Here is a 19,666-nt window from a genome sequence, read left to right as displayed (position 1 = left end):
GCGCTCAAATAACTATCGTTAACCTGAAAATCATCAATTTCCCGTGGCGTCGCGTTGCGGTGTTCCAATAAACGGTGAAATCGCCTTTGTGTGCACGGTCGTCGCTCGGTCGCCGCCGCCCACACGACTGATGCCATCGCTTCAGCATACGCCAAACCAATGCTTCAGAAATGTCAGCTCAGCCTGGCGCGTTCGCGTTCGCGAGGGCGACGGTTTTTAGGCTAACGAAATCAGAACTCTTCCCACTCATCGCTACCCGCCCCGCGCGCTGTGCGCTTTGGCTGCGGTGCGGCGATCGCGCGGGTCCTCGGCGCCGCGCGCACGGCAGACGCCGGCACTGGGCGCAGCCGCGGCTCCGCCTTCGCTGCTTGGGCCAGCTTGAACACGCTGACCACCTGCGCCAGGCGGCCGGCCTGCTGCTGCATCGATTCGGCCGCCGCCGCCGACTCTTCCACCAGCGCCGCATTTTGCTGCGTCACCTGGTCCATTTCGGCGATCGCCTGATTGACCTGTTCGATGCCGTCGGTCTGTTCGGCGCTGGCGATGGTGATCTCGCCCATGATGTCGGTGACGCGGCGAATGCTGGCCACCACCTGCTCCATCGTGGCGCCGGCCTGGTCGACCAGTTTTGCGCCGGCGTCGACCTGGTCGACCGAGTTGCCGATCAACGTCTTGATTTCCTTGGCCGCCGCCGCCGAGCGTTGGGCCAGCGTGCGCACTTCCGACGCCACCACCGCGAAGCCGCGGCCCTGTTCGCCGGCGCGCGCCGCTTCGACCGCCGCGTTCAGCGCGAGGATGTTGGTCTGGAAGGCGATGCCGTCGATTACACCGATGATGTCGACGATCTTGCGCGACGATTCATTGATCGAACCCATCGTCACGATCACCTGGCCGACCACTGCGCCGCCCTGGATCGCGACGTCAGAGGCGGTCTGCGACAACTGGTTGGCCTGGCGCGCGTTGTCGGCGTTCTGCTTGACGGTCGACGTCAGTTCTTCCATCGATGCCGCGGTTTCTTCCAGCGAGCTGGCCTGTTGTTCGGTGCGCGCCGACAAGTCGTGGTTGCCGGCGCTGATCTCGTTCGAGGCGGTCGTGATCGAATCGGTGCCAGTGCGCACTTCGGTGACGATGCCGACCAGGCTGTTGTTCATGTTGGCCAGCGCGCGCAGCAGGGCGCCGGTCTCGTCGTTCGACGTCGCTACAATCGTGCGCGTCAGGTCGCCGCCGGCGACGGTTTCGGCCAGCTCGACCGCCTGGCGGATCGGGCGCGTGATGCCGATCGTCAGCAGCCACGAAAAGCCCACTCCGACCGCGACCGCGCAGGCGGTCAGGATCATGATCAGCTTCGTGCTCAGGCTGGCGGTGGCGTCGATGGCGTGGGCCGTCGCGTCGATTTCACCGCGCTGCAGCGTCACCATGTCTTGCAGCATGTCCTGGTACGCCTTGGCCTGCGGCGTGTACACCTGGTCGAGCAGCTTGACCGCTGCCTCGTTGTCGCCGGCGGCCTTGGCCTTGAGCGCGTCGTCGCGCGCGGCACTGTAGAGCTTGCGTTGCGCCATGATTTTTTCGTACAGCGATTTTTCGGCAGCACCCTGGATCATCGGCTCGGCCTGCTTGGTCAGCTCCACCACGCGCTTGGCGGTGGCGGCGCCGTCTTCCTTGAAATACGCGCTCAATTCCGGGTCTGCGCTCTTGATAATCGCCTGGGTGCGGCGGATGGCGCCGAAATTCTGGCCGTACCAGTCGGTAAACAAGCGCTCCTTGGTCAGCGGCTGGACCATCATGGCGTGGGTCGACGCTGCCACATCGTTGAGGCGCCAGACACCGACGATGGCGATGAACACGGTCATTGCCAGGATGAGGGCGAAGCCAATGCCGAGGCGCGGGCCGATCTTGATGTTTTTCACGTTTACTTGCTACTTCCCGTCAAAAATCGCTGAAAATAAAGCCAGGCTTCCATGCTACAGTGCTTTAAAGCAATATTTAATTCATTAATGAAATAATTTGACGGATTGGTTCGCATGTTCTTCGGCCAATTCGATTCGCGATAACATTCGCGGAAATGTTTTTCATCCCTGCATCCGCCCCCATTTTTACCTCAGGACACGCTCATGATTTCAACGCCCCGCTTTTTACAAAAACTGTTAGTTACCGCCCTCGTTGCCAGCGGCGTCGCTCACGCCGCGCCGTTGCCGCAAGCCTTCACCGACCAGCTGAACTCTTTGTATCCGTCGGTCGAATCGCTGTACCAGGACCTGCACCGCAGCCCGGAACTGGCGTTTAACGAGCACCAGACCGCCGCCAAGCTGGCCGCGCTCGCCAAGGGGCTCGGTTTCGAGGTAACGACCGGGGTCGGCGGCACCGGCGTGGTGGCGATCCTGCGCAACGGGCCGGGTCCGACCGTCATGCTGCGCACCGAGATCGATGGCCTGCCGGTGCTGGAAAAGACCGGCCTGGCGTTTGCCAGCACCGTCACCACCAAGAATGCGGCGGGTGAAACGACCCCGGTGATGCACGCCTGCGGCCACGACCTGCATATGGCGGCCTGGTTCGGCACGGCGAAACTGATGGCCGACAACCGCAAGGCGTGGAGCGGCACCCTGATGCTGGTCGGCCAGCCGGCCGAGGAGACGGTGTCGGGCGCCGCGGCGATGCTCAAGGATGGCCTGTTTACCCGCTTCCCCAAGCCCGACTACGCACTGTCGATGCATGACGACGCCAGCGGGCCGTCGGGCGTGATCATGTACCACGCCGGCGCCTTCCGCGCCTCGTCCGACGTCGTCAACATCACCATGTTCGGCCAGGGCGGTCACGGCGCGGTGCCGCACGAAACGCGCGACCCGATCGTGATGGCGGCGCGCCTCGTGCTGGCCCTGCAGACCCTCATCTCGCGCGAGAACAATCCGCTCGACCCGGTCGTCATCACCGTCGGCAGTATCCAGGGCGGCACCGTGGCCAACATCATCCCGGACCAGGTCAAGCTGCAACTGTCGGTGCGCACTTTCAAGCCGGAAGTGCGCAAGCGCGTGCTGGCAAGTATTGCGCGCGAAGCCAAAGGCGAGGCGATCGCCGCGGGCGCGCCGAAGGAGCCGCTGGTGGAAATCAAGCAGGGCACCGATTCGGTCTACAACGATCCGGAGCTGATCGGCCGCATGGTCAAGGTCGTGCAGGGCGCGGTCGGCCCCGATTTCGTGAAAGAAATGCCGTCCAAGATGACCTCGGAAGACTTTTCCCAGTACGGCCTGCAGCCGGGCGTGAAGGCGATCCTGTTGCACGTGGGTGCGGTCGAGGCGTCGCGCCTAGCGGCGGCGACGAAGGCCGGCCAGCCGCTGCCGGGCACCCATTCGCCGCAGTGGGCACCGGACTTCAAGCCGACCGTGATCAACACCATCAAGGCCGAGACCGCGATCCTGCTGGACCTGTTCGCGGAAAAGAAGTAACGACGGCGGCAATCAAGATCAGGTCGCGCTGGTGCCGTAATAACCGTGGATCTGGCTGGCCCAGGACTGGTCGGCCATGTTCGGCCAGCTGTCGGTATCGAAGCCGGGCGCAGCCTCGATCTTCGCCTTGTCCATGTTCATCCGCATCTGGTGGTTGGCGGTGTCGAGGGTGAGGGCTTGCCAAGGCACTGCGAACAGTTTTTCGCCGATGCTGAGCACGCCGCCGCTCGACATCACCACATAGGCGATTTTGCCGCTGCGCATGTCGAGCATGATCTCCTTGATCTCGCCAAGATGCTCATCCTTCAGGTTGTGCACGTGATCGCCAATCAGGGTGTCGGCGCCCATCAGTTCCGGGCCAGGCCCCTTGTGGTTTTTGTTCGAATACATGCCCAAAGTGTCGCGGTTCATATATGACATGGTGGTCTCCCTTGTATGTGCGTTGTACAAGCTGCCAGCATGGGCGAAACACTCTGCCCGGTCTGTTCGCTCGCACACGTACGCCGTCGTCAGGGCGCAGTGTGCGCCGTCGGCAAAGTACCGTACCACCGGCGCACGCGCGAACATTTCGGCCAGCGTCACTTCATGAAACGTCCACGCCAAGGAAATCGGCCATGCCGTCGCCTTGGCTATCAACAATGACAGGGCATGCTAACGATGGCTAGTCAATCCGGGTAAAAAATTAACATTTTACCAATTAAAATCACGGCTTATTGGTCGGCGCCTCCGGCAACCCGGCCTGGCGCAAGCGCGGGACCTTTTAACTTGTCATTCGGAAGTGCGGCTGCTTAAGGTATAATCTCAATTTCCCGCACGTGCCGTTCGGCACCTCCTGCAATGACCAAATTTGTCTTCGTCACCGGTGGCGTCGTGTCATCCCTTGGAAAAGGGATTGCCGCCGCCTCTCTCGCCGCGATCCTCGAATCGCGCGGCCTTAAAGTCACCATGCTCAAGCTCGACCCGTACATCAACGTCGATCCGGGCACCATGAGCCCGATGCAGCACGGGGAAGTGTTCGTCACCGACGATGGCGCTGAAACCGATCTCGACCTTGGTCACTACGAGCGCTTCATCAGCACCCGCATGCGCAAGGTGAACAACTTCACCACCGGCCAGATCTACGAATCGGTGATCCGCAAGGAACGCCGCGGCGAATACCTGGGCAAGACGGTCCAGGTCATCCCGCACATCACCAACGAGATCCAGGACTATATTTACCGCGGCGCCGAAGGCTACGACGTGGCGCTGGTCGAAATCGGCGGCACCGTCGGCGACATCGAGTCGCTGCCTTTCCTGGAAGCGGCGCGCCAGCTGTCGCTGCGGGCCGGGCGCAAGTCGGCCGCCTTCGTGCACCTGACGCTGGTGCCGTACATCGCTTCGGCGGGCGAACTGAAAACCAAGCCGACCCAGCACAGCGTGCAGAAGCTGCGCGAAATCGGCATCTTCCCGAACGCGCTGCTGTGCCGCGCCGACCGCCCGATCCCGGCCGACGAGCGCGCCAAGATTTCGCTGTTCTCGAACGTCGAAGAAGCGGCCGTCATCTCGGTATGGGACGTCGACACCATCTACAAGGTGCCGCAAGTTTTGCACGACCAGGGCCTCGACGAAATCATCCTGGAGACGCTCGGCCTGGAAGCGCCGCCGGCCGACCTGTCGATGTGGACCAAGCTGATTCACGCGCTGGAACACCCGAAGGCGGCCGTCACCATCGGCATGGTCGGCAAATACGTCGACCTGACCGAGTCGTACAAGTCGCTCACCGAAGCGCTGCGCCACGCCGGCATCCACACCGAAAGCCGGATCAACATCGAGTACCTCGATTCGGAAGACATCGAGACCAAGGGCTGCGCCCACCTGGCCAAGTACGATGCGATCCTGGTGCCGGGCGGCTTCGGCAAGCGCGGCGTCGAGGGCAAGATCATGGCGGCCCGCTATGCGCGCGAAAACAAGATCCCTTACCTCGGCATCTGCCTCGGCATGCAGGTGGCGCTGATTGAATACGCGCGCCACGAAGCAGGCATGGCGAACGCCAACTCGACCGAGTTCGATCCGGACACCGACCAGCCGGTCGTCGCCCTCATCAATGAGTGGCAGAACCATGACGGCAAGGTCGAAAAACGCGACGAAAGTTCGGACCTGGGCGGCACCATGCGTCTCGGCGCCCAGACCTGCGCGGTGAATCCGGGCACGCTGGCCTTTGATATCTACGGCAGCGTCGTCACCGAGCGCCACCGCCATCGCTACGAAGCGAACAACCACTACCTGTCGCGGATCGAAGCGGCCGGGCTGGTGGTGTCGGCGCGCACCCCGACCGAAGATCTGTGCGAAATCATGGAGCTGCCGCGCGAAGGCGTGCACGCTCACCCGTGGTACATGGGTGTGCAGTACCACCCGGAGTTCAAGTCGACCCCGCGCACCGGCCACCCGCTGTTCATTTCGTTCATCAAGGCAGCGCTGGCCCACCAGGCCGCGGCCCTGGCCCCGACGCAAGCGGCGCTGGTGGTCAACCTGCCGCTGCGTAATTTGCAAGGAGACGCGGCATGAAGCTTTGCGGATTCGATGTCGGCCTCGATCAATCGATCTTCCTGATCGCCGGCACCTGCGTGATCGAGTCGCGCCAGATGGCGCTCGACACCGCCGGCACGCTCAAGGAAATCACGGCGGCGCTCGGCATCCCGTTCATTTACAAGTCGTCGTTCGACAAGGCCAACCGCTCGTCGGGCACGACGTTCCGCGGCCCGGGCATGGACAAAGGCCTCGAGATCCTGGCCGACGTCAAGCGCGAGATCGGCGTGCCGGTCCTCACCGACGTCCACTCGATCGAAGAGTTGGCTAGCGTTTGCGCGGTCGTCGACGTGATCCAGACCCCGGCGTTTTTGTGCCGCCAGACCGACTTCATCGTCGCCTGCGCCCAGACCGGACTGCCGGTCAACATCAAGAAGGGCCAGTTCCTCGCGCCCGGCGACATGAAAAACGTGATCGACAAAGCGCGCCAGGCGGCCAGGCAGGCCGGCGTCAATGAAGACAACTTCATGGCCTGCGAGCGCGGCGTCTCGTTCGGCTACAACAACCTGGTGTCGGACATGCGTTCGCTCGCCATCATGCGCGAATCGAACTGCCCGGTGGTCTTCGACGGCACCCACTCGGTGCAGCTGCCAGGCGGCCAGGGCACCTCGTCCGGTGGCCAGCGCGAGCACATCCCGGTGCTGGCGCGCGCCGCGGTCGCCGCCGGCATTGCCGGCCTGTTCATGGAAACCCATCCGAACCCGGCCCAGGCCTTGTCGGACGGCCCCAACGCCGTCCCGCTTGCGCGCATGAAGGAACTGCTGTCCGTCCTCGTCGACCTCGATCGCGTGGTCAAGAAGGCCGGCTTCCTCGAACTGCAAAATTTTGCGTAATACGGATGTTGATGCCGGGGTCTGGCCTGACCCCAGTTAGATCTTCACGCCCGCTGAACAGACTTTTTTACCTTCGGAGACCAAAAAAATGAGTGCTATCGTTGACATTATCGGCCGTGAAATCATGGATTCGCGCGGCAATCCGACCGTCGAATGCGACGTGCTGCTCGAGTCGGGCGTGATGGGCCGGGCGGCGGTGCCGTCGGGCGCTTCGACCGGCTCGCGCGAAGCGATCGAGCTGCGCGACGGCGACATGAAACGCTATTTCGGCAAGGGCGTGCTGCAAGCCTGCGAGAACATCAACACCGAAATCTCCGAAGCCATCATGGGCCTCGACGCCAACGAGCAAGCCTTCCTCGACCGCACCCTGATCGACCTGGACGGCACCGAGAACAAGAGCCGCCTGGGCGCCAATGCGATGCTGGCGGTATCGATGGCGGTGGCCAAGGCCGCCGCCGAAGAAGCCGGCCTGCCTTTGTACCGCTACTTCGGCGGCTCGGGCGCGATGCAGATGCCGGTGCCGATGATGAACGTCATCAACGGCGGCGCCCACGCCGACAACAACCTGGACATCCAGGAATTCATGATCATCCCGGTCGGCGCGCCGTCGTTCAAGGAAGCGATCCGCTATGGCGCCGAAGTGTTCCACACGCTGAAAAAAATCCTGCACGAGCGCGGCCTGACGACGTCGGTCGGCGACGAAGGCGGCTTCGCCCCATCGGTTGCGAACCATGAAGAAGCGATCAAGCTGATCATGCTGGCGATCGAGCAGGCCGGCTATGAGCCGGGCACCCAGATCGCGCTCGGCCTCGACTGCGCCGCCAGCGAATTCTACAAGGATGGCAAGTACGTGCTCTCTGGCGAAGGCATGTCGCTGTCGGCGACCGATTTTACCAACATGCTCGCGACCTGGTGCGATAAGTACCCGATCATCTCGATCGAAGACGCGATGGCCGAAGGCGACTGGGAAGGCTGGGCGATCCTGACCGAGGCGCTGGGCAAGAAGGTGCAACTGGTCGGCGACGACCTGTTCGTCACCAACACCAAGATCCTCAAGGAAGGTATCCAGAAGGGCATCGCCAACTCGATCCTGATCAAGATCAACCAGATCGGCACCCTGACCGAGACCTTCGCCGCGATCGAGATGGCCAAGCGCGCCGGCTACACCGCCGTTATTTCGCACCGCTCGGGCGAGACCGAAGACTCGACCATCGCCGACATCGCGGTCGGCATGAACGCGCTGCAGATCAAGACCGGTTCGCTGTCGCGCTCGGACCGCATGGCCAAGTACAACCAGCTGCTGCGCATCGAAGAGGACCTGGGCGACATCGCCAGCTATCCGGGCCGCGACGCGTTTTATAATCTGAAGTAATATTTTTTTACATCCTGTTAACCCCCGGCCGGCCTTGCTGGCCGCTGTCAATCCATGCGCCTGATAACGCTCGCCCTGTTCGCCCTGCTGTTGCTGATCCAGTATCCGTTATGGCTGGGGAAGGGCGGCAGGGTGCGCGTGGCCGACCTCGAAACCCAGGTCGCCGCCAGCCACCGCAAGACCGCTGAACTGCGGGCGCGCAACGCCAAGCTCGACTCCGAAGTGCGCGACCTGAAAGACGGCACCGGCGCCGTCGAAGAGCGGGCCCGCTACGAGCTCGGCATGATCAAGCAGAACGAAATTTTCGTCCAGGTGCTTGACGAGAACGGCAAGCCGACCGAGTCGAAGACACGCTTGCCGACGCCCCTCCCCCCCGCGCCCGCCGGACGCAAACCTGCCAGCCATTAAGTCCGTCGTGCTATGCGCGTTAGCGTACGGACTCAAGCGCAGGAAGCGCTTATCCTCACTCAATCGTTGCTCGTTGACATGATTTACATGCGTGAATAAGACGATCCGGAAATGTTCTGGACGGGACGGCTACCCACACTCTCGTGTGTAGTTTCCTCGGCGACCTACAGGGAGATATCATGAACTATTTGACAAAACTCGTTCCAGTATTGGCAGCCCTCGCATTGGGCGGCTGCATTTCGCTGCCGGCAGGTCCGGCGGGCCCGCAAGGCGCCACCGGTGACACCGGAGCAACCGGTTATACGGGCGAACCCGGGATGAACGGTGCAACCGGGCGCACTGGCGCGACCGGATACACCGGTGCCAGTGGCGGCACCGGCGCCACCGGTGATACAGGTGCAACCGGCTACACCGGCGCGACCGGCGCAACGGGCAACACGGGCGCGACTGGGGACACTGGCGCAACGGGCAACACCGGTGCAACCGGTAACACAGGTGCGAGGGGGAATGCCGGCGTCAAGGGCAGCGCCGGGAATGGCACCGTGATCGTGGTGCCGAATCGCTAGGCAGATTCACTCCAGGGTGTTGCCTTAGGGCGGTCGCGGCAAGCCTTGCCGCAACCGTCCGAGGCACCGCGATACTGATACCGCAACAACGCGACACTCTGGCCAACGATGCGCTCGACTACCGACTGCTGGCAAGCCGCAGTTTCCTCCAGTTCGCAGTACAGAAATAGTGCAGGCGATAGTGGCAAAAGAAAAAGCGCCAACCGCTTCGGTTGGCGCTCTCTTGCGGCAAGTGCGCTTGGTACTGCTTACATCGCTTCCTTCAGACCCGGCGAGAACTCGGCGCCGTGCTTGACCTGCGCGCTCGACGCTTTAAGCGAGGCGCCAATTGGTTCGGCGCGTCCGCCCAGGCACTTGCCGAGGAAGTTTTCCGTCACCGCCATGAAAGCGATGTTGTTGGCGGGACGGGCGAAACCATGTCCTTCATCGGGGAACACGACGTAGGTGACAGGAATGTTCTTCGCGCTCATCGCCGCGACGATCTGGTCAGATTCGGCAACGTTGACGCGCGGATCGTTGGCGCCCTGGCCGATCAGCAACGGCCGGGTGATCTTGTCGGCCGAGTACAGCGGCGAGCGTTCCTTCAAAACCGCCTTGCCCGCCTCCGTGGTCGGATCGCCGATGCGCTTGTAAAACCGCTGCTTGAGCGACTCCCAATAAGGCGGAACCGTGCTTAGCAGAGTGAACAGGTTGGATGGACCGACAATGTCAACGCCGCAGGCAAACTGGTCCGGCGTGAACGCCAGGCCGGCCAGGGTCGCATAGCCGCCGTACGAAGCGCCCATGATGGCGACCTTGTCGCGCGTGGTGATGCCTTCGGCGACTGCCCAGGTGACCGCGTCGAGCAGGTCGTCGTGCATCTTGCGGCCCCATTGCATGTCGCCGGCGGAAATGAATTTTTTACCGAAGCCGGTCGAGCCGCGGAAGTTTACCGACAGCACCGCGTAGCCCCGGTTGGCGAGCCACTGATGCACGCTGTTGTAGCCGTAGCCGTCGCGCGCCCATGGCCCGCCATGCACCAGCAGCACCATCGGGACCGGCGCGTTGGTTTTGTCGCCGGCGCTTTTCGGCATGGTCAGGTAGGAGACCATCGTCATGCCGTCGCGCGACTTGATTTCCTTGGGCAGCATCGGCACCAGCGGCGCGCCTTCCAGTTCCGGGCGCGAGGTGTACAGTTTGGTCAGGCGTTTGCCCTTGCGTTCGTACAGAAAAGTCGACGATGGCTCGATGACGCGGTCGATCACCACAATCCATTTTTCGCCGTCTTCGCTGCGCGAATTGATCCAGAAGGCGCCTTTGGCCTGCTTTTTCAAGAATGCCAGGTCGGCCGCGATTTTTGGGTCGACAGCGATGAATTCATTGGTCAGGTAGTCGAGTTGATAGGCTTGTACCCGGCCGGTGCGCGTGTCGGGCAGGGCGGAGGTGATGTCGGCGCGGGCATCCTCGGCAATGACTTTGGTCTTGCCGCTGGCCAGATCCTGCTCGAGCAGCGCGGCCGTGTTGCGGCCGCGCGAATCGGCCCAGTAGAGCGACTTGCCGTCGGTGGTAAAACCCAGCGGGCGCGTGGTCTGCACATCGTCCATGCCGACACTGGCGTATGGCGTGGGCGCCACTTTGCCGTCGGTGACGGTGTGGAAATCGGTGCCGCCGGCGCTGTTCGACTTGGTGGCGATGCGCAGGTTCAGGCTCTCATCCGGTAAAAAACTGCTGTAGCCGTCATTCTGGAACACCAGCGCGAGCTTTCCGGTGGCCAGGTCAAGGCTGTGCACATCGTGCCATTTTGGATCGCGGTTATTGACCGCCACCAATATCCGGTCCTTGACGTTGTTGCTGATGCCGACCACTTGCACGCGCGTTTTTTCAAACGGCGTCAGGCTTTTTTGTTCGCCACTGGCGACGTTTACGCCGTACAACAAGAAATTCTCGTCGCCGCCCTTGTCATTGATGAACAGCACCGATTTCGAGTCCGGCGCCCAGAACATGGCGCGGATCGGACGCTTGGTCTCGGCCGTGAGCGGCTTGGCCTTGGACAGGTCCGACAATGGAGCCACCCACAGGTTCATGACGCCATCGCGCGGTGCAATCCAGGACAGGTGCTTGCCATCCGGGCTGATCTGCGAACCGGCTTTGGTCGGGTTGCCGAAGAATTTGGCGCGTTCGATCAGGGGCGTGGTCGATAGCTGTGCGGCGGATGCCTGGGCGAAGGCGGAGCCGGAGCCGAAGCCGGTAACGGCCGCCAGCACCAGCACGGACAAGATAGGACGAATCATGTGGAAGCTTTCTGAATGGTCGATGCAAGATGGTATTACGAAAACCATAATGTTGGTAAAAATTCGGATGCATACATGAATTGGCCAGCAAGCCGGCGAAAAATCAGTTTGAAGGGGCGAAGGCAGTGTTAAAAGCACCGCGCGCAAGGAACCAACATACGTGTCAAGGGCAGTTTTTCAAATCGAGGTGGTAGACAATCGCCCCACCCCTGGCAGCATCAGTGGTGTCGAGCGACGCCATGGCCTCGCCGTCCCCCCGGTCGCCAACCAAATTAAGTGAAATGGCGACGTTTAACATGGCATTGGCGCCGCATCCGACGCGTTTCATCTGTCCGGCGCCAATGGTTTCAGTAAAAAAATAATCGCCTTCATGCGCACCTTTGATCTTGCGCTTGAAAACACGACCGTGCGCATGGTTGTGCGGTCCTAAAAAGTATTTAACGGCGAGTTCAGTTTCCTGTGTCGACGCCAGTTTCGCGAAGCCACGGTAGTCGACCTTGTAGACACCGACGGATCGATGTGCGGGCAAGTTCAGTGGCGCCGAAATCTGGCATAGCTTTCTCTGCGCCGCGACGCTCGAACCCGGGCCGCTTTCAACGGTAAATTGGTCAAACAAGATACTCAGGGTCGTGCCATCGGGCGCCAGGACGATCGAATAGCTACCTTCGGGGCATCCATTGGCTTGCGCCGCGCATGCGGGCAGGGCAATAAACGCCATGCAGGCGAGCGTACTTGTCATTAGCAGCGTCATGGGTCTGTCCTATGCATGTCGAGGGCGGACGCGCTGATAGAGCCGGCGCGCCCAGGCTGTAACCGATTTAAGCGCCGCATTTCTTCCATTGCAGCTGATAAATGATTCCCGCATTGACATCTTGCGAGTCGATCGATGTAAGCGCTTCCTTGTTACCCACTGTTCTCACGCGCATGCTCGAGTTGGTTCGCAAATTAACGTCGGCGCCGCAACCGGACCAAACAACCGACTCAGCGGTGAGCTCGTTGTTGATCAAATAGTCCTCGTCGAGGACGCCACGAAATATGCGCTGGAATGCAGGTCCTTTGCTGCCCGCAAAGAAATATTCGACATTGAACTGCGAGGTCGCGGTTGCCGGCAAATGATTAAAGCCGCGGTAATCGATTTTCAGCACAGATACGCTCATTCCCTGCGGCACGTGTACCGGAATGGCGATATTGCAGCTCTTGCGGTCGAAGCTTTTTCCAGTCGTGCCTCCGACCGAGATTTGGTATTGGTCGAATAGCAAACTCAAGGATTTTGCATCCGGGCTCAACGTAGCCGATACAGTGCCTTCCGGGCAGCCGGTGCCGCCATATCCCGGCTTGCCGAGGGAAATGTCATCGGCGGCAAAAGCCGGTGCGCTAAGAATCATCGTGGAAAGTAAGAGGGCATATGATTTCATGGTGATTCTCCTGTGAGATTTTGGTCGACAGAACGCACTTGCAATGAATAGTCACGACTGTTTCAGTTACCAAGAAACCAGACCGGCAACTCAGGTGTAAAAGCATTCGGATAACCAGGTTGCTGTTGGCCGTATGGCGTATCGACAGACTATTCGGCGAAGACCCGAGAGGGTGTATTGAAGCGGTTTCAGCTGTAAGCGAAGGTAACCATGGGCTGGGGCTGGCAACCGATGCGGGTCATGCGATCGGCCGGGCGGCGCGATCGGCGTCGGCCTGTCGTGGCCGGGCCGCTATTCGCACTGGTCGGTCGAGATGATCGACCAGCGCGATCTGGTGTATTTGCCGCATCTCACTGCGATGCTGATGCCGCAGTGCTGAGGATGGACGATCCGCTTAAGCGGGGGCTGGATATTTAGGTCTGTATGGTTTCGAGTATCTGGCGCACTGCCGCAGGAATCGGCACCGGGCGATTGCTTTTGCGTTCAACGTACACATGCACGAAATGACCGGCCGCAGAAGGCAGGGGATCATCGTTGCGGTACAGCGCGATTTCGTAGCGCACGCTGGAGTTGCCCAGCTTGGCCACGCGGATGCCTGCATGCACGGTGTCAGGAAAGGAGATCGCGCTGAAATAGGCGCAGCCGGAATCGACGACGAAGCCCACGATGTCGCCCTTGTGAATATCGAGCACGCCGCGTTCGATCAGGAACTGATTGACTGCCGTGTCGAAGTACGAGTAGTAGACAACATTGTTGACGTGGCCGTAGACGTCGTTGTCCATCCAGCGCGTGCCAATCGCGAGGAAATGCGCGAACGCGGAGCGGGGCGCGTCGCGCATTCCTAGAGCCTGTTCCAACAGGCCACGGTCGCTACTGGCGCGCATGTCATCATCCGCTTTTTCCTTCCCACTGGAATAGACGTTTAGTGCTTGATGTCGCCGGCGGCGATCAAGGTTTCGACCGGCGTATCGCTGGCGAACAACTGCGCGCAGTCGACCTTGTCGAAGTCGTAGTGCTTGCCGCAGAAATCGCAATTGATGCCCAGGAAGTCCAGTTCGGCCAGCGCATCGTCGACTTCGGCGCGGCCCAGCATCTTGAGCATGTTGCCGACTTTTTCGCGGGTGCAGCTGCAGAAAAACTGCGGATGGGCCGGGTCGAACACGCGGATCGTCTCTTCCCAGAACAGCCGCTGCATCAAGGTCCCGATGTCGGTCGACAGCAGCTCTTCTTGCTTTAAAGTCGAGGCCAGGATGACGGCGCGGTTCCACGTCTCGAGGTCGTCCGCCTCGCTGGCCTGCTCGACCTGATCGATCTTGCCGCTGTGGCGCGGCAGTTTTTGCAGCAGCAGGCCGCGCGACACGGTGGCGTCGGCGGCCAGCCAGAGGCGGGTGTCGAGCTGCTCGGAACGCAGCATGTAGTTCTCGATGACGGTGGACATGTCGTCGCCGTCGAGTGGCACGATGCCCTGGTAGGGCTGCTGGCCCGGCATCTTGTCGAGCGGGTCGAGGGTGATCACGAAGCGGCCCTTGCCGTGTACGTTGAGCAGTTCGGTCAAGCCGGCGTCGTCCGCCACGATGGCGTCTTCGGACAGTTTTGCGGTGGCGCGCAATCGCAGGTCGGAGTCGCATTCGACCACCAGCAGGCGTACCGGGCCGTCGCCGTGGATCTGCATGATGATGGCGCCGTTGAACTTGAGGTTGGCCGACAGCAGGGCGGCCGCCGCCAGCATCTCGCCGAGCACGGTCTTGACCGCCGGCGGATAGTCGTGCCGGGCCTGGATTTCGCGCCAGGTGGCGGACAGTTCGACCAGTTCGCCCTTGACGGCGGCGTTGTCGAAAATAAATTTTTGCAGGGTGTCCTGGGTATCTGGGGTATCTGGGGGTGTGGTTTGTGTCATGGTTTATCCGATTTTTTTCAGTTCCGACCGGTACAGCTGGCCGCGCCTGACGTAGCCGTCGGCGATCTCGCCGAGCCTGGCAGTGTCTTCCTGCGTCAGCGTGCGCACGGCCTTGGCCGGGCTGCCGATGATCAGGGTGTTGTCCGGGAATACTTTACCTTCGGTGACCAGCGCGCCGGCGCCGACCAGGCAACCCTTGCCGATCTTCGCGCCATTCATGATCACCGCCTGGATGCCGATCAGGGCGCCGTCGCCGATACTGCAGCCGTGCAGCATGGCCTGGTGGCCGATCGACACGCCGACGCCGATCTCGAGCGGATAGCCCATGTCGGTATGCATCACCGTGCCTTCCTGCACGTTGCTGTCGGCGCCGATGGTGATGTGCTCGTTGTCGCCGCGGATCGTCACGCCGTACCACACGGTGGTGTTGGCGCCAAGGGTGACCTTGCCGATCAGGTTGGCGGTATCGGCCACCCAGGCCGAAGGGTCGATCTGGGGCGCGTCGTCACCGAGTTGATAAATAGCCATAGTGTGTTGGAAGGTTTTTTTGTTGGAATAGCGGTATTTTACGCCCGCCGGTCGCCTCGCCGGGCTGACGTTGATAAATTGGGCCCGTCTGCCGGAAATCAATGCAAGCACGGTGGCTACGCAACCGCCGCGTATAATTCGAACGGTCGTACTTTTACTGTTTGACATTGAGCTTCTCAGGCATCTTCATGAAACCATCCCGATCCGAATTTATTAGCGTGCGCGGCTTGCGCACCCATGTGCGCCACTGGGGCAGGCAAGGCGCGCCCGTCATCTTCATGGTGCACGGCTGGATGGACGTCGGCGCCTCGTTCCAGTTCGTCGCCGACAGCCTGGCCGGCGATTGGCATATCATCGCCCCCGACTGGCGCGGCTTCGGCCAGACCGAGCGTTCGGGGTGCGACACCTACTGGTTCCCCGATTATCTTGGCGACCTCGACGCCATGCTCGACCATTATTCGCCGGCCGTGGCGGTCAATCTGCTCGGCCATAGCATGGGCGGCAACGTGGCCGGCATCTATGCCGGCGTGCGGCCGCAGCGGGTGCGCCGGCTGATTAATCTGGAAGGCTTCGGCATGCCGGCCGCTGGCCCCGAAAAAGCGCCGCGCCACTATGCCAAATGGCTCGACGAGCTGCGCGAACCGGCCGAGCTGCGCACCTATCCGAGCGTGGCGGCGGTGGCATTGCGCCTGCAAAAAACCAATCCGCGCCTATCAAGCGAACGCGCCGCTTTCCTGGCGGCGCACTGGTCGGCCCGGAACGACGCCGGCGACTGGGAAATTTTGGGTGACCCGGCCCACAAGAAGCCAAGCCCGATCCTGTACCGGGTCGAGGAAGTCATGGCGTGCTGGAGCGCGATCACCGCGCCCGTCATGTGGGTCGAGGCGGCCGACACGACTATGTGGCAATGGATGGGACCGAAGCCGCAGGCGCGCATCGAAGTCGACCGCCGGCTCGGCCACCTGAAGGACGTCGAAACCCACATGATGCAAGATGCCGGCCACATGCTGCACCACGACCAGCCTGAACAACTGGCGCAGCTGGTCGAAACCTTTCTCGCCAAATAAGCAAGCAAACGGGGGCGCCCGACATCGCCGTTCCCGTCCGCGTACAATGGACGCTCCGTCACTGATGCTTCGAAGTGCCTTGTCCTTATGTTGAACGTAGATTTGCATTGTCATTCGAATGTGTCCGACGGCGTGTTGTCGCCGGCGGCCGTGGCGCAGTACGCCAGCCGTGCAGGGGTCGACGTCTGGGGTCTGACCGACCATGACGAAGTCGGCGGCATCGCCAGCGCGCGCGCCGCCGCCGCCGAGGTCGGCATGCGCTTCATTGCGGGTGTGGAAATTTCGATCACCTGGGCTAACCAGACCGTGCACATCGTCGGCCTGCACATCGACGAAACCAACCCGGTGTTGCTGGAGGGGCTGGGCGACACCCGCAGCGGGCGCGATGCGCGCGCGCGCGAAATGGCGGCCCAGCTGGCGCGCGCCGGCATTGCCGACGCTTACGAAGGCGCCCTCAAGTTCGTTGCCAACCCGGACCTGATGTCGCGCACCCATTTCGCCCGCTTCCTGGTCGAGCGCGGCGTCTGCGCGAACATTGCGGAGGTGTTTCGCAAGTACCTGACCGAAGGCAAGCCTGGCTACGTGCCGCACCGCTGGGCTTCGCTCGGGCAGGCGGTCGGCTGGATCAAGTCGGCCGGCGGCATCGCCGTGATCGCCCATCCGGGCCGCTACAAGTTCAGCGCGCTCGCCGAGGGTGCGCTGTTCGACGAATTCAAGCAGTTGGGCGGCGCCGCCATCGAGGTCGTCACCGGCAGTCATACGCCGGACCAGTATCCGGTGTACGCCGAGCTGGCGCGGCGCTATGGTTTTCTGGCCTCGCGCGGTACCGATTTCCACGCGCCGGGCGAGTCGCGCGCCGATTTTGCGCTGCTGCCGCCGCTGCCGGCGAACGTCACACCGGTATGGCACGACTGGTTTTAAGCTCTTGAATTTTCGGCAAGCCAGCCTTATCTTATTAGCAGTCCATCAATTTACCAATCGCGCGCATTTGCCTGCGCCCGGGAGCCCTACATGAAGCGCATTATCTTGTTCCTTGCAACCAACCTCGCCGTGATGCTGGTGCTTTCGCTGGTGCTCAATGTGCTGGGCGTGGGTAGGGCGGTGACCGGCGCCGGCATCAACGTCCCGGCGCTGCTGGTGTTTTCGCTGGTGGTCGGCTTTACCGGGTCGATCATTTCGCTGCTGATCAGCAAACCGATGGCCAAGTGGTCGACCGGCGCGCGGGTGATCGACAACCCGGCCAACTCGACCGAGCTGTGGCTGGTGAACACCGTGCGCCAGCTGGCCGAACGGGCCGGCATCGGCATGCCCGAGGTGGCGGTCTACGAGGGCGAACCGAACGCGTTTGCCACCGGCGCGTTTAAGAATTCGGCGCTGGTGGCGGTGTCCACGGGCCTGATTGAAAGCATGAACCGCGAAGAGGTCGAAGCTGTACTCGGCCACGAGATTGCCCACGTCGCCAACGGCGACATGGTCACGCTGGCGCTGATCCAGGGCGTGGTCAACACGTTCGTGGTGTTCATGGCGCGGGTGGTCGGTTTTTTTGTCGACAAGGTCTTGCTGCGCAGTAACAGCGAGCGCGGCATCGGCATCGGCTACATGGTCACCGTGTTCGTCTGCGAGCTGGTGTTCGGCCTGCTGGCGTCGATCATCGTCGCCTGGTTCTCGCGCCAGCGCGAGTTCCGCGCCGATGCCGGTTCGGCAAACCTGCTGGGCAGCCCGGTGCCGATGCAGCGTGCGCTGGCGCGCCTGGCGGGCGTGCCCGCCGGCGAGATGCCGAAAGCCATGTCGGCGTTCGGCATTTCCGGCACCGGCGGCGGCTGGGGCGCGCTGTTTTCGACCCACCCGCCGATGGAACAGCGGATTGCCGCGCTGCAGAACCTGCAAGCGCGGCCGGCCTGACGCATGAGCCAGTTCTTCCAGATCCACCCGGAAAATCCGCAGGCGCGCCTGATCAAGCAGGCCGCGCAGATCATCCACGGCGGCGGCATCGTCGCGCTGCCGACCGACTCGTGCTACGCGCTGGTATGCCACCTGGACGACAAGGGCGCCGTCGAGAGGCTGCGCCGCATCCGCGGCATCGACGAAAAACATCACCTTACCCTGCTGTGCCGCGACCTGTCCGAGATCGCGCTCTACGCGCGGGTCGACAACAGCCAGTTCCGCCTGCTCAAGGCGGCCACCCCGGGGCCGTACACGGTGATCCTGGAGGCAACGCGCGAGGTGCCGCGCCGGCTGTCGCATCCGTCGCGCAAGACGATCGGCTTGCGGGTGCCCGAAAATGCCATCGCCAACGCGCTGCTGGCGGAACTCGGCCAGCCGCTGATCGGCACCACCCTGATCACTCCGGACAACGAATTACTCAACGATCCGGAAGAGATACGCGAACAGATGGGCAAGCTGGTCGACCTGGTCATCGATGGCGGCGCCTGCTCGATGGAGCCGACCACGGTGATCGACCTGACCTCGCTTGAACCGGTGCTGGTGCGCCAGGGGCGCGGCAACGCGGCCTTGTTCGGCCTGTGATGGCGCTGCGATTACCGACGCACATATCAAGGCAAACCTGCCGCAAACTGCGGCCTGCCGGTCTGCTCTGTTAAAATCCACGGCATGAATGAACTCGATACGATCGTCCGGACGGTTACCGTATATGCAATTCCGGTGTTGTTTGCCATCTCACTTCACGAAGCCGCGCACGGCTACGTCGCCAGGTATTTCGGCGACCCGACCGCGTCCGACGCCGGTCGCCTGAGCCTGAACCCGGGCCGCCATATCGACCCGTTCGGCACCATCTTGCTGCCGCTGATGCTGTACCTGTCGCCGCTGCACATCCCGTTCGGCTACGCCAAGCCGGTGCCGGTCGATTTTGACCGCCTGCGCAACCCGCACCGGCATATGCCGTGGGTGGCGGCGGCCGGTCCGGCGGCCAATTTTGTCATGGCGCTTGGCTGGATGATGCTGTTCGTGGCGCTGGCGTCAAGCGGCGCCAACGATGCTGCCGGCGGCATGAGCGAATTCTTTTTCAGAATGGCGAAAGCGGGCATCACCGTCAACGTCGCCATGTGCGTATTTAACCTGATCCCGGTGCCGCCGCTCGACGGCGGCCGCATCCTGACCGGCCTGCTGCCGCTGTCGCTGGCGCGCAGGTTCGCCCGCATCGAGCGCTACACACTGTGGGTGTTCGCCGCCCTGATCGCCCTGATGTACCTCGGTGTCCTCGATGGCGTGTTCGTGCGGACGATGAGCTTTGTCACCCGCCTGCTCGCTACCCTGGTGTACCCCCTGACCTTACTGTTGAACTGAGC

19 protein-coding genes are annotated in these 19,666 nt (G+C 62.1%); 11 read left to right on the top strand and 8 right to left on the bottom strand.

Features of this window, described 5'->3' with window-relative positions:
- Positions 1-230: 230 nt before the first annotated feature.
- Entirely contained in the window at positions 231-1,907 is a 1,677-nt protein-coding gene (locus CR103_RS11090) for a methyl-accepting chemotaxis protein (protein ID WP_099916041.1), read from the bottom strand.
- A gap of 204 nt (positions 1,908-2,111) precedes the next feature.
- Here CR103_RS11090 and CR103_RS11085 point away from each other — a divergent pair, with 204 nt between their 5' ends.
- Complete coding sequence (locus CR103_RS11085) at positions 2,112-3,440, top strand: amidohydrolase (protein ID WP_099916040.1); 1,329 nt, start codon at positions 2,112-2,114, stop codon at positions 3,438-3,440.
- A gap of 18 nt (positions 3,441-3,458) precedes the next feature.
- On the opposite strand, the gene CR103_RS11080 is transcribed toward CR103_RS11085, so the two are convergent.
- Positions 3,459-3,860, bottom strand: coding sequence for a PRC-barrel domain-containing protein (locus tag CR103_RS11080; RefSeq protein WP_099916065.1), 402 nt, complete (start codon positions 3,858-3,860; stop codon positions 3,459-3,461).
- Between the two features lie 417 nt (positions 3,861-4,277).
- Between CR103_RS11080 and pyrG the strand changes: the two genes are divergently transcribed.
- The 5 genes from pyrG (at position 4,278) to CR103_RS23365 (ending at position 9,184) form a co-directional block, all read left to right on the top strand.
- Positions 4,278-5,984, top strand: a complete 1,707-nt coding sequence (pyrG, locus tag CR103_RS11075) for a CTP synthase (protein ID WP_229443005.1) — start codon at positions 4,278-4,280, stop codon at positions 5,982-5,984.
- Positions 5,981-6,838: a 3-deoxy-8-phosphooctulonate synthase gene (kdsA, locus tag CR103_RS11070; RefSeq protein WP_099916039.1), complete on the top strand. Its 858-nt coding sequence runs from the start codon at positions 5,981-5,983 to the stop codon at positions 6,836-6,838. Before pyrG ends, kdsA begins: the two co-directional genes overlap by 4 nt.
- Positions 6,839-6,926: 88 nt before the next feature.
- A complete protein-coding gene (gene eno / locus CR103_RS11065) occupies positions 6,927-8,210 on the top strand; it encodes a phosphopyruvate hydratase (RefSeq protein WP_099916038.1) in 1,284 nt (427 codons plus the stop codon).
- A 54-nt stretch (positions 8,211-8,264) separates the two neighbouring features.
- Positions 8,265-8,618: a cell division protein FtsB gene (gene ftsB, locus CR103_RS11060; protein WP_099916037.1), complete on the top strand. Its 354-nt coding sequence runs from the start codon at positions 8,265-8,267 to the stop codon at positions 8,616-8,618.
- Between the two features lie 179 nt (positions 8,619-8,797).
- Positions 8,798-9,184, top strand: coding sequence for a collagen-like domain-containing protein (locus CR103_RS23365; RefSeq protein WP_099916036.1), 387 nt, complete (start codon positions 8,798-8,800; stop codon positions 9,182-9,184).
- A 248-nt stretch (positions 9,185-9,432) separates the two neighbouring features.
- Here CR103_RS23365 and CR103_RS11050 read toward each other — a convergent pair whose 3' ends face one another.
- The 6 genes from CR103_RS11050 to CR103_RS11025 form a co-directional block, all read right to left on the bottom strand.
- Positions 9,433-11,454, bottom strand: a complete 2,022-nt coding sequence (locus CR103_RS11050) for a S9 family peptidase (protein ID WP_099916035.1) — start codon at positions 11,452-11,454, stop codon at positions 9,433-9,435.
- 163 nt (positions 11,455-11,617) lie between these two features.
- On the bottom strand, positions 11,618-12,205 hold the full coding sequence (locus CR103_RS11045; protein ID WP_099916034.1) for a DUF4360 domain-containing protein: 588 nt from the start codon (positions 12,203-12,205) through the stop codon (positions 11,618-11,620).
- A gap of 67 nt (positions 12,206-12,272) precedes the next feature.
- Positions 12,273-12,869 (bottom strand): DUF4360 domain-containing protein, encoded by a 597-nt coding sequence (locus CR103_RS11040; RefSeq protein ID WP_099916033.1) that lies wholly within the window; start codon positions 12,867-12,869, stop codon positions 12,273-12,275.
- A 413-nt stretch (positions 12,870-13,282) separates the two neighbouring features.
- A complete protein-coding gene (locus tag CR103_RS11035) occupies positions 13,283-13,753 on the bottom strand; it encodes an acyl-CoA thioesterase (protein WP_229443004.1) in 471 nt (156 codons plus the stop codon).
- Positions 13,754-13,791: 38 nt separating this feature from the next.
- Positions 13,792-14,766, bottom strand: a complete 975-nt coding sequence (gene hslO / locus CR103_RS11030; RefSeq protein ID WP_099916032.1) for an Hsp33 family molecular chaperone HslO — start codon at positions 14,764-14,766, stop codon at positions 13,792-13,794.
- A gap of 3 nt (positions 14,767-14,769) precedes the next feature.
- Positions 14,770-15,294 (bottom strand): gamma carbonic anhydrase family protein, encoded by a 525-nt coding sequence (locus tag CR103_RS11025; RefSeq protein ID WP_099916031.1) that lies wholly within the window; start codon positions 15,292-15,294, stop codon positions 14,770-14,772.
- Between the two features lie 188 nt (positions 15,295-15,482).
- On the opposite strand from CR103_RS11025, the gene CR103_RS11020 reads away from it, so the two are divergent.
- The 5 genes from CR103_RS11020 (at position 15,483) to CR103_RS11000 (ending at position 19,664) form a co-directional block, all read left to right on the top strand.
- Positions 15,483-16,361: an alpha/beta fold hydrolase gene (locus CR103_RS11020; protein ID WP_099916030.1), complete on the top strand. Its 879-nt coding sequence runs from the start codon at positions 15,483-15,485 to the stop codon at positions 16,359-16,361.
- 87 nt (positions 16,362-16,448) lie between these two features.
- Entirely contained in the window at positions 16,449-17,282 is an 834-nt protein-coding gene (locus tag CR103_RS11015; protein WP_099916029.1) for a 3',5'-nucleoside bisphosphate phosphatase, read from the top strand.
- Between the two features lie 90 nt (positions 17,283-17,372).
- Complete coding sequence (gene htpX / locus CR103_RS11010) at positions 17,373-18,263, top strand: protease HtpX (protein WP_099916028.1); 891 nt, start codon at positions 17,373-17,375, stop codon at positions 18,261-18,263.
- A gap of 3 nt (positions 18,264-18,266) precedes the next feature.
- The gene (locus tag CR103_RS11005; protein WP_099916027.1) at positions 18,267-18,887 is read left to right on the top strand and encodes an L-threonylcarbamoyladenylate synthase; all 621 of its coding nucleotides are present in this window, start codon (positions 18,267-18,269) and stop codon (positions 18,885-18,887) included.
- 84 nt (positions 18,888-18,971) lie between these two features.
- Positions 18,972-19,664 (top strand): site-2 protease family protein, encoded by a 693-nt coding sequence (locus tag CR103_RS11000; RefSeq protein WP_099916026.1) that lies wholly within the window; start codon positions 18,972-18,974, stop codon positions 19,662-19,664.
- Positions 19,665-19,666: the final 2 nt, after the last annotated feature.

Source organism: Massilia psychrophila (assembly GCF_002760665.1).
GTDB lineage: Bacteria > Pseudomonadota > Gammaproteobacteria > Burkholderiales > Burkholderiaceae_D > JAFCUW01.
Note: the sequence above shows the minus strand (reverse complement) of the source record. Positions and strands in the feature narration are given on the sequence as shown.